The 10,341-nt window shown below is 36.6% G+C and carries 10 protein-coding genes and 1 pseudogene; 6 read left to right on the top strand and 5 right to left on the bottom strand.

The window, feature by feature from the left end:
- Positions 1-22 precede the first annotated feature (22 nt).
- Positions 23-448, top strand: coding sequence for a helix-turn-helix domain-containing protein (locus WJR50_RS33615; RefSeq protein WP_341297708.1), 426 nt, complete (start codon positions 23-25; stop codon positions 446-448).
- A gap of 3 nt (positions 449-451) precedes the next feature.
- Positions 452-622: a hypothetical protein gene (locus tag WJR50_RS33610; RefSeq protein WP_341297707.1), complete on the top strand. Its 171-nt coding sequence runs from the start codon at positions 452-454 to the stop codon at positions 620-622.
- Between the two features lie 392 nt (positions 623-1,014).
- On the opposite strand, the gene WJR50_RS33605 is transcribed toward WJR50_RS33610, so the two are convergent.
- From WJR50_RS33605 to WJR50_RS33590, 5 genes and pseudogenes are all read right to left on the bottom strand, one after another.
- The gene (locus WJR50_RS33605) at positions 1,015-1,449 is read right to left on the bottom strand and encodes an RES family NAD+ phosphorylase (protein WP_341297706.1); all 435 of its coding nucleotides are present in this window, start codon (positions 1,447-1,449) and stop codon (positions 1,015-1,017) included.
- A 28-nt stretch (positions 1,450-1,477) separates the two neighbouring features.
- Positions 1,478-1,771 (bottom strand): annotated as a pseudogene (locus tag WJR50_RS34350) (antitoxin Xre/MbcA/ParS toxin-binding domain-containing protein); the annotation flags it as partial.
- Between the two features lie 341 nt (positions 1,772-2,112).
- Positions 2,113-3,336: a tyrosine-type recombinase/integrase gene (locus tag WJR50_RS33600; RefSeq protein WP_341297705.1), complete on the bottom strand. Its 1,224-nt coding sequence runs from the start codon at positions 3,334-3,336 to the stop codon at positions 2,113-2,115.
- A 45-nt stretch (positions 3,337-3,381) separates the two neighbouring features.
- Positions 3,382-3,864, bottom strand: a complete 483-nt coding sequence (locus tag WJR50_RS33595; protein WP_341297704.1) for an RES family NAD+ phosphorylase — start codon at positions 3,862-3,864, stop codon at positions 3,382-3,384.
- Positions 3,861-4,253 (bottom strand): Xre family toxin-antitoxin system antitoxin, encoded by a 393-nt coding sequence (locus WJR50_RS33590; protein ID WP_341297703.1) that lies wholly within the window; start codon positions 4,251-4,253, stop codon positions 3,861-3,863. Before WJR50_RS33590 ends, WJR50_RS33595 begins: the two co-directional genes overlap by 4 nt.
- A gap of 1,198 nt (positions 4,254-5,451) precedes the next feature.
- Here WJR50_RS33590 and WJR50_RS33585 point away from each other — a divergent pair.
- The 4 genes from WJR50_RS33585 (at position 5,452) to WJR50_RS33570 (ending at position 10,221) form a co-directional block, all read left to right on the top strand.
- The gene (locus WJR50_RS33585) at positions 5,452-5,751 is read left to right on the top strand and encodes a hypothetical protein (RefSeq protein ID WP_341297702.1); all 300 of its coding nucleotides are present in this window, start codon (positions 5,452-5,454) and stop codon (positions 5,749-5,751) included.
- 745 nt (positions 5,752-6,496) lie between these two features.
- Complete coding sequence (locus WJR50_RS33580) at positions 6,497-8,983, top strand: glycogen/starch/alpha-glucan phosphorylase (protein WP_341297701.1); 2,487 nt, start codon at positions 6,497-6,499, stop codon at positions 8,981-8,983.
- A gap of 246 nt (positions 8,984-9,229) precedes the next feature.
- On the top strand, positions 9,230-9,793 hold the full coding sequence (locus WJR50_RS33575; RefSeq protein WP_341297700.1) for an antitoxin Xre/MbcA/ParS toxin-binding domain-containing protein: 564 nt from the start codon (positions 9,230-9,232) through the stop codon (positions 9,791-9,793).
- Positions 9,790-10,221 carry an RES family NAD+ phosphorylase gene (locus WJR50_RS33570; protein ID WP_341297699.1) on the top strand — a complete coding sequence of 144 codons (432 nt, stop codon included), beginning with the start codon at positions 9,790-9,792 and terminating at the stop codon, positions 10,219-10,221. The genes WJR50_RS33575 and WJR50_RS33570 overlap by 4 nt, the downstream gene beginning before the upstream one ends.
- The last annotated feature ends 120 nt before the right edge of the window (positions 10,222-10,341 follow it).

Genomic DNA, 10,341 nt, shown 5'->3' with positions numbered 1-10,341 from the left:
GTTGACGTAGAACAAATAACTTATGAGCAAAGCAAATTTTTTGAAAACTCAGCATGAATATAACCAGGCGTTAGCCCTTGTCTATGAGTTAATGCATGCTGATATAGATGTAGACAGTCCGGAGGCTGAAGAGCTGGACCAGTTGACTAGTGCCATTGGAACCTTTGAAGCAGAACACTATCCAGTAGAAGAACAAACTGATCCGGTAGAAATCATTAAGTTTAGGATGGAACAGATGAATCTGAAGCAAAAGGATGTGGCTCCTATTTTTGGGGGTGTTACCAGGGTAAGTGAGTATCTGAATAAAAAGCGACCTCTTACCATGAAGATCATTTACAATCTTCATAAGTACTTGGATATACCTTACGATCTTCTGATTGAAGAAAGGGACAAATACGAGCTACCACCGCAGACACAAAAGAAACTACAGAGGCTTATTCATGCTTAAGGGATGAACTGCCGAGACCTTAACAAATTCACCTTACTATGTCGTAAGGAGAAGATCAATTTCCACATTAAGAAAATAGTGAATGAAAACTACCGCTCATCGGCCCTCGTGGCAGCAGTCCATTTTAACAAAAAAGGCAATCCTATTGATAGAATTGCCTTTGATATTCAGTAAATGAGACTTTATGATATTAAATCATTTAAGCGGTTCCTTCGAAAATAGAATCCATCTCGCATAGATCTGTTACGATCTTCTCCATAGGAATTACCCGCAATATCAAAAAGGTTAAGTTGTTTAATATTTGTTCTCCTCTGTTGTACTTCATCACGAATGGTAATCTTTCTTATATTGGTCATAAAAATTTTCTTTTTGTGGTTATTAAAACTCTTTGTTGCTTACATTAGAGTTTACGATAAAAACACCAATATGTTGCTTTTTTCTTAAAAAATGATGTATATTATTGAATATCATTAAATATAAAAGCAAATTATTTGAATAAATATTAAATTGTGTTAATATTAGGTAAAGCATCACACCCCGATTACCAATTTTGCAGTTTACGTTCTCTAGATTAGGAAGAATGCAATACTATTGTTAGAAAAAAAAGTACTGAAATTTGGGTGTGATGTATCAATTACCAGGTTGCGCTCAAAAGGGATTACAGCTGAAGGGACTGATAAAATAGGGGTTCTATTGCTTTGATACCAGGAGGATCCAATGTCCCGGCAGGCATCCGGAGCACTGTCTTGTTCCCACCTCTCCGGCAAATCATTTAGTTCTACTCTTTGTATAGCTAGCTTATCAGGTATATGAATTACAATCGTCTTAAAATGAATATTTTTTAATTGACCTCTTCTGTGGACCAGGTTTTCTAGACAGGCTAATGTGCGGGATGAGGCAGCATAGATTACTTTTTCTCCATGTTTATTCCATCTTCCTGTTAACCCAGAAGCAAATAGCTTATCAGAATATTTACTCAAGGTAATACGAAATGCTTCCATTAAAAAATATTAGTCAGCATGACCTGCTCTATACTACGTAGCCTTGCGCAATTCTTTCTAATTGTTCTGCCACCAGATCTACCCCAGTAGAGGTGGCTAGCAAAAATAAAGGGGGAGTATTATTAAATTCACCAGCAGGAAGATGAAGCCAAGCTTTAAAATCCTCTGAACTCCCGAATACCTCTTGACTCAGAATAAATAGTTCCTTTAGCTTTAAGAGTAACTCTCCTTTAAGTGTATCAAAAGGTTTGGTAGATTTACGATAGTTATCAATAGTTCTTGGATCTATACCAATAATTTGACTTAGCTCATTCTTACTTAGACCTGAGTCTTGTAATAATTAATCAAAGAGTTCTATACTTACACCTTCCTGTGCTTTTTGTATTAAAGAGAAATTAGCTGATGCCTGCATGATATAAATTTGTTGGTGTTTTCTCTATATACGAAAAATTTCCATGCCTTAGCGAAAATTTACTTATATTATTCATTTCAAAGTAAGTTTTCCATTGACAAACTAAAAAAATTTCCCTTCCTAACATTTTACAAACGAGCGTTCGCAGAAAGTTCTAAAGTAAAAACTCTTACTATGATTATCATAATCAGTAATATAAAAAAATGTAGGTGAAAAACCTTACCTTACAGGAGGGCGCCAATTCAGGTTTACTATTTTTTATCCAAAAATCCTGGGTGTGATTTCTGATAATATTTCTCATCTCTTTTCTTCAGTATATACTTATTAGTAGTATCCAGAGAAGAGTGTCGTAATTGGCGTTGTACATAAATAGCTTCCAAATCTTTGTCAATGAGTACCTGAGCTGCGGTATGGCGAAGACTGTGTGTGGTAAGTTTCTTTCGAGCAATACCACATGCCTTCATCGCCTTTTTAATTTGGTAGCGAATCTGATCTGTTTTCAGACTTTGGCCACTGCCGTCAGGATTCGGAAATAACAAAGATTTGCCATTCTCACCAATGCCTGTCATTCTTGTTCTTTGCTCCATCCAATCTTGTATATAGGGTCTACAAGGATTATATAGCGTAATGCCAACATAGTCATACTTACCTTTACCCTTTACCTGTATACGACTTTTTTCCATATCAATATCTTCTATACGCAAGCGGGTAATCTCTACACTTCTCAATCCACAGTAGGACATTAAACAACATACAGCCTTCCAGAATACACCTTTTATTTCGTGCTGAAGTAACTCTCTTTCTTCTTCCGTTAATGCCTCTTTATGATAACCTGAAGCAGTAGGAACCCTGCGGATATTATCAATATCACGTAATGATTCAAGTTGGTCAAAAGTAAATTCATGATGAATTTTATTTCTTGATTTGACCACCCATTTGGCCAACTGATTAATGATTGAAACATGTAAATTCACTGTAAAAGGTGACCTTTGCTTCTTGAGTAGCACATTGGCATAATTGCTTGCAGAATGATAGTTGAACGGCTGATTGCTCTTCTCCAGGTATCTAAAATATCCATTCAAAGCATTGATATAGGTTTTCTTTGATTCATCGCCTCTTAAGTGTGTGGCATCATGAATAAAGCCCATCACCAGTTCGTTAGCTGCTGGTGGTAAATTATCCTCATCCGGATCAGTAGCTACCTTAGATAGGTTATGCTCTTTTGCAAAAGCAAGGAAGTTTTTTATTGCAGAATGAATATAAGCGGGGCGCCCCTTCTGATAAAATTGAAATGAGAGCTCATTGATAGGATATTCATTTGTAATACAGTATTCCAGATAACGTCTAACGATACGAGGATAATTATTGGGTTTCTTTAATGTTTTAGTGAAGAGATTAATCACCTGACTGATAGTAAATACACTACCATATTTATCTTTTGAAAGATCAGAGTTATACTTTTTGGATAGCTCCATACTTTAAAATTTTGGTTCTTATTGTCATATGTAAAGCTATTGAGCCTAAGGCTTTCTTAATCTTGGTTCATAACTGAATAGTTCAACAGTAATTATTTTGACGTATTTATTGAACTCAACATGAAAGGGATTAATAAGATAATTAAAATCCCCCTTTATAGACACCGAAGGAACTTTTATGGCTAAATATTTACCTTCATTGACAAATTTCTCTCCAATTCTTTGTGATGATAATTTATTAGGATAGCAATCCCAGTCTCCTGGAAGATCCTCATTTTTGATCTCAGTGATAAGATCTTTCTTCCTACCCCTGGCTACTTCCAGGACTACTAATACAAGGTCTTCCGGAAGATCTGATACGTCCAATCTGACTGCCAGTTCCATAGCGGCAAGGGCTCTGCTTTCAGCTGTGTAAAGAAGACTTACACCTTTAGGATTCCACCTTCCACCATATAAACGAGCCCCGCTACCACGGTATTCGCTTAAGTCTTTACAGTATTTCTCTTTTGATAAGCTGTATACGATCATGCAAGGACTCCATGTTCTATTCTGCCTAATTCATCCAAGAGCAATTGAATTCCAAAGTGCGTATCCAATAGTTCTTTCGCTTTCATCTGCCCTAAAGCTACATGTTCTTTACTCATCCAGCGCAAGAACCTCTCTTTACCCATCACTTCAAAGCCGCGAGCATAAAGTTGTGCCAAGGCAAGTGCTCTCTCAGCAATACGGACTTTAAGCTGTTCAGCATAATCATAACCTAATAGTGCTCTGGTACTAATTTGCAGAGCATGTGCTAATTCTTCATTAGTCAAGTGAATCTCATTTTGCAAAGCTAATAGTTCGGACTTCTGTATACCCTTTTTACTTTGAGTGATTAGTGATACCGGATCAAAAGGAACAGTCAAAAGGTTATTCATATTAAAGGAATTATTGCATTAATATATGCGTATTATTTCGCATATGAAAATATGCTGTTATAATCAATTAGATTTATATATAAGCTTCACTGTTAAGTTGGTTTTTTTGTTAAATCTGACAGATATATTTAAATAAGGCATACTGAAGCTTTAGTAAGATTATTTCTGTTGTTAATGGTTATTAATGTGATAAAAAAGTTAAGCAAAAAAATCAAACAGCTTAGATAGCCATTGATCAGATAAGGACAATAGATAAAAGTAAGATGGTCAGGATACTTGGAAAGATTACTGCTAAAGAGATTAAAAGCTGTAAAGCAGTAATTAAAGAAACATTTGTAGATTGTATACGCAGGGTAACAAGCCATAAGCGAAAAGCTACGACTGCGCCTATGGTGATCGATGTACAAATTAATCGAATTTTTCCTTTACTGAAGATACTATCTGGGCTACAAGCGATAGAGTTTACATGTCAATCCGATAATTATATTACTCACTTATTTTGCAATAATGCAGACTTTAGTGAGCAAAAAATTCAACATTTGAAATGTTGCGTATTTAGCAAAGCAAAATTTCAAAACAAGCATTATATATATTCGCACATTAGAAGTGTAAGTCAGTCAAACTTGTAAGGCAGTGAATAAGCTGGTAACTCTATTTATGAGTTAATCTTTTAACGTTGATGAAATACTTATTTCCTGAAAATGTTAATATTATCTTTTACCAAAATCTGGCTAACAAAAACCTTTCCTATTTCTTCATCGGAGAATAAATACCCAATAAAGATTACTAATACTAATACAAAATAAATTATTCATGCCCCATATCAATTTGTGTGATTAGTCTAAAATTTAAAGGTGCTATGAGTGGACTTTCGCATTGCAAAGCAAATCAATAAATTACCCTGACTTTGTAGCATATTTCATTGATAAATGCTCTAACTTTATTATAAGCTTAATCTAATTTTGGCCATATTTATCTCTATATCTTACATCTGTACTTTGACTTATAAAACACCTTTCTTCACTTTAGCAATGTGATTTATTTTGATGCAGAATTTTAATACTAACTTAATATCATGCATCATAATATTCCTCTCTATTCACTGTTATCTAGAAAACAGAGTGCTAAATTAACCAAAGAGAGAGTGATAAAGGAAAGAGTTTTTAAGAACTTGAAAAGCCAACCCAGTGTGTTTCACATGCTTCCTAATGAAAGGTTTTATTACATCAATAGGGACTACACCGATCGGATTGCTTATTTCACTGGTACTGAGATCAGAATTACTGAAAACAAATATGTGGCAGACCTGAAAATTAATTCTTTCAGGTTTCAATATTTGCTGGCTGATAGCGAAAAGGAATGGAGTTTATATCAATTTCAATATCATACTTTTACCGATAATGTCACAGGCATCCATATAAAGAGAGGAATACTTGAATTGGTACCCTATGATTCCAGTAATGGACAATTCTTTAAAGTTAGCTATCTAGACTTTTAAACGCTTTAAACTCTTATTGATATTGTAGGGCCTAAAATTAGAGTTTATTCTTACTGCTCTACAACGAGATTAGGGAGCAGCGCGAACATCCTCCAAAAGATGTTTCAAAATAGTTGGAAATGTGATATTCAGCTACCATTAGCATAACCCAATAACTTAAATTTATCACCTAGATTCTGTAAAGAAAATTATAATCACTGTTCTTTTATTTTGAATCTCAATTGTACAAAGAGCTTCAATTATACCAGGGAACGAATATCAACTACTTCCTGTAGGATCTATCAAACTTTTTCATATTATTCATTTTCAACTTTATTAAGTATTTTCAATCAAGTTGATAGAAAAAGTATTGCCAGGAAAAACTGTAGTATTCCCTTCAGAATTTATAGTTTTAATTTTAAAGTTAAGTTTTGTTCTCCCAGGCTTCAGGGGTGTTGATTTTTATTAAACCTAATATGAAGAATCATGAGTGGCGATGAAAGTTTATCTGGGGTAAAATACAGTAATATCTTCAATAATCTGTCCGGTTATTTTTGGGTAGTCAACTCATCTTTTTATCTTCTAACTATCAATGAATCTTACCTCATTCATTAAAAAAGTAAAAGCAGCGTCATATTACAAAAAAATTTTCACTGCATAAGATGAAACGTAAATTATGCATTTTTTTAGTGAATGAGACCAAGTTTTTTGGAATCAAATATTTACAATTTTTTAGAAATCTACCTACCTAAGAAACCTATGAATTATGCAAAACGGAAAAATTCAACAACTAATAGATGAGCATAAGTATCTTTCTCATTCCCTGGGAATGAGCAAAAAGGAAATCAAAGATTCATTTTTACATTATCTACTTTTTGGGCTGGGGCGTATCCCTAAAGTAGCAAAGCCAAATGATCTATATATTGCCCTTGCAATGGCAGTGAGAGATAGGGTATTTAACAAATATATCAGAACAGTCAACAAGATCTCCAAACTGGACGCCAGAGCCGTGGCTTACCTTTCGGCAGAGTACTTGCCCGGACCACACTTAGAAAATAACCTTTTCAACCTCAAAATGCTAAAAAACACCCGTGAGGGTATGAATGAACTGGATGTCAATTTGGATGATATGCTAGATCAGGAAGAGGAGCCTGGCCTGGGCAATGGAGGACTTGGCAGGCTGGCATCCTGCTATATGGACGCAATGGCAAACCTTGGAGTACCTTCTATCGCTTATGGTATCCGTTATGAATTCGGTATTTTTGACCAGTTTATCAAAGAGGGTTGGCAGGGTGAGGAAACAGATAAGTGGCTGCGTCATGGCAACCCCTGGGAAGTAGGCCGTTCAGAGATTGCTTACGAGGTGAAATATGGCGGTAATACGTATCCTTACCTGGATACTGAAGGTAATTACAGAGTAGACTGGCAGGCAGACTATGTGGTAAAAGGTATCGCTTATGATACACCTATCATTGGCTACAGTGGCTCCTGCAGCCTGCTAAGGCTATGGAAAGCGGAGGCTGTAGAATCTTTTGACTTTACAGCCTACAACCAGGGCGACTATTACAAAGCTGTAGAGGCCAAGATGATCTCTGAAAATATTACCAAAGTACTATACCCCAACGACCAGGCATTGTCGGGAAGGGAGTTAAGATTAAAACAGCAGATCTTCTTTGTGAGCTGTGCCCTTCAGGATCTGATACGTCTGCATCTGCTACAGGGCCGAGACATCAGAAAAATACATGAAAAGTTCGTTATCCAACTGAACGATACTCATCCTGCTATTGCTGTAGCCGAGTTGATGCGCCTGCTCCTGGACGAACACCTTCTCAATTGGGATGATGCTTGGGAAACTACTACGCAAACTTTTGCCTATACCAATCATACACTCCTACCAGAAGCGCTAGAAAAATGGCCGGTTAGCATATTTGAATCGCTTTTGCCCAGACACCTGGAGATCATTTATGAAATCAATCAAAGGTTTTTGGATGAACTGAGAACTAGACATGGCTTTGCTGACAATCAACTAAGAATGTCTTCGCTCATTGATGAAACGGGTGAGCGCTACGTCAGAATGGCTCATCTGGCTGTAGTAGGCAGTCACACAGTCAATGGAGTGTCGGAGTTACATTCGAACTTACTCAAGACAAAAGTGCTGAATCTGTTCAATCAGATCTGGCCGAATAAGTTTACCAACGTCACCAACGGTATTACCCAAAGGCGATTCTTGGGTGTCTGTAATCCTGCTTTATCAGAGCTTATCAGTAGTGCGATAGGAGACAAATGGCTCCATGACCTTGAATACCTTAGAGAACTAGAATCCATGGTAGGTGATAGTGCCTTTTTAGAAGCCTGGGGTAAAGTAAAGTACCAGAACAAGGAGCGTCTTACTGACTTTTTGAATAAAAAACATCAGATGAGTCTGGACCCGTCCTCTCTATTTGACATGCAGGCCAAGCGCATACATGAATACAAGCGCCAGCATCTAAAAATAATCCATATTCTTTATCTCTACCTTGAAATCAAAGCGGGAAGATTATCAGACATGCCTGCTCAGACTTTTTTCTTTGCGGGCAAAGCTGCTCCATCTTACCATATGGCCAAACTGATCATTAGGCTGATTCATGGGGTGGCCGAATTGATTGAGCAGGATGCTGAGGTTAGGCATCGTTTGAAGGTCGTCTTTATACCTGATTTTAATGTAAAAAATGCAGAGAGGTTGTATCCTTCTGCCAACTTGTCAGAGCAGATATCGCTGGCTGGAAAGGAAGCTTCTGGAACCGGAAATATGAAGTTTGCTCTCAACGGAGCTCTTACCATCGGCACATTAGATGGTGCCAATGTGGAAATAAGGGAGGCTGTAGGAGAGGAAAATTTTTTCCTTTTCGGTCTGAGTATTGAAGAGGTAGAAAACATGAGATCCAGCTACAGTCCCAAAAATTTGTATGAGGAAAATGATATCATTAGACGTTTGCTGGATTTGCTGGTGTCAGGAGAGCTTTCAAGGGGTGATCAGCATTTATTTAGGCCCTTGTATGATGACCTTATGGGGAAAGATGCTTACTTTTTGCTGGCTGATTTTTTCTCTTACCATGAGTCTTATATGCATGTGCTACACACTTGGCGCAACAAGCAGAAGTGGAATCATATGTCAGTTCTCAATGTAGCCCAAATGGGTAAGTTTGCTGCAGACCGATCTATACAAGATTACTGCAAAAAAATCTGGCATATCAGTCAATTTATTCAGGTTTAATATTAGGGATGCCACCTATAGAAGGCAATATAAATAGTGTTCTCTCAGACCAATTGCTTGACGCTTTTCTACTTTTGTTTTTGCACAGTACAGAATGAAATGTTTTTTGAGCTTCTTAACTTAGCATTGCAAATTATCTAACATAAACTGAAATTCTCCTGCTGAAGAAGGAGTGTGCATGTTTTATATTTGAAAAAATATTTATCTTTTGACAAATTACTATAATCTATTTTTAAAGTTTTACTTATGAACAAGCGTGAGAAGAGAGGTGCAAAAGAGAAAAAAATCTCTAAACAAACTGTACTTGAAAAAGGGGCTGGGAGAAGAGTAAGTAGAGCAACAAAACCTAAAAGGAAAGGTATCCAAAAAATGTTAGCATCCAGACAACCTGCCGAAATGGAGAAGTTAGGAGTATCATTTAAAAAATTAGCTAGCTCTTTTTCTGGTATTCATAGTCATGATCTTGATAAAACTATCATCACAGGGGATGCTCTTAATGGAATAGCTGAAGCTTTAAAAACCTTTGATTTAAAACTAGAAGAGCTATTAGATGCTAGCCAAAGCACCTTATACAGAGAGTATAAAAAGGATGATATTGATATCGCCCATAAAGATCATCTGGTAAGTATTATGCGAGTCATGGAAAAGGGTTTACAAGCGTTTGAGGACGAAGATGATTTCAATGACTGGTTAAATGCTAAAATAGAAAATCTTGGTGACCGCAAGCCCATTGAGATGCTACATCTGGAAACAGGGCGACGTGAAGTTGAACAAGCCTTGGACCGTATTGAATATGGCGTATACGGATGATTACAATTTTTCGGGTTGAGAAAAAATATAAGGATGTATGGCCTCCGATGGACGCATTATATGTAGAAAGAAGGTGGACCAAAAGAGGGTTCTGGATTATTTACTGTTCTGCTTCAGTATCTCTGGCTAAACTGGAAACTTTAGCTAACAGTAAGAGCTTCCCTAAAAATAGAGTGCTATTAGAGATTAGTATAGATAGCAAAGCTCCTATACAAGAGATCTCATCTGATGATTTACCGAAAAACTGGATGGACACTCCCTATCCTAAGGAACTTCAGGAGATCGCAGAAAAAGCTTTGATACACGGGAAGTATGTTGGTTTAAAGGTGCCTTCTCGGCAAAGCCCCCGTGAATACAATTATTTATTATATCCACAACACCCTAAGTTTTCTAGTTATGTGAAAGTATTAGATGTTGTTGATTTATAATTTGATGAGGGGTTAAAAGGGTAAATGAATCTTACGCTTAAAATTTACTTAACATAATAAAAGTTACTAAACATAATGGCGCATCCGAAAATTAGTCAACACACCTACTGGTAACTCTTT

The organism is Catalinimonas locisalis, assembly GCF_038039535.1.
Classification (GTDB): domain Bacteria; phylum Bacteroidota; class Bacteroidia; order Cytophagales; family Cyclobacteriaceae; genus Catalinimonas.
The sequence above is the reverse complement of the archived record's forward strand: the minus strand, read 5'-3'. Positions and strand labels throughout refer to the sequence as shown.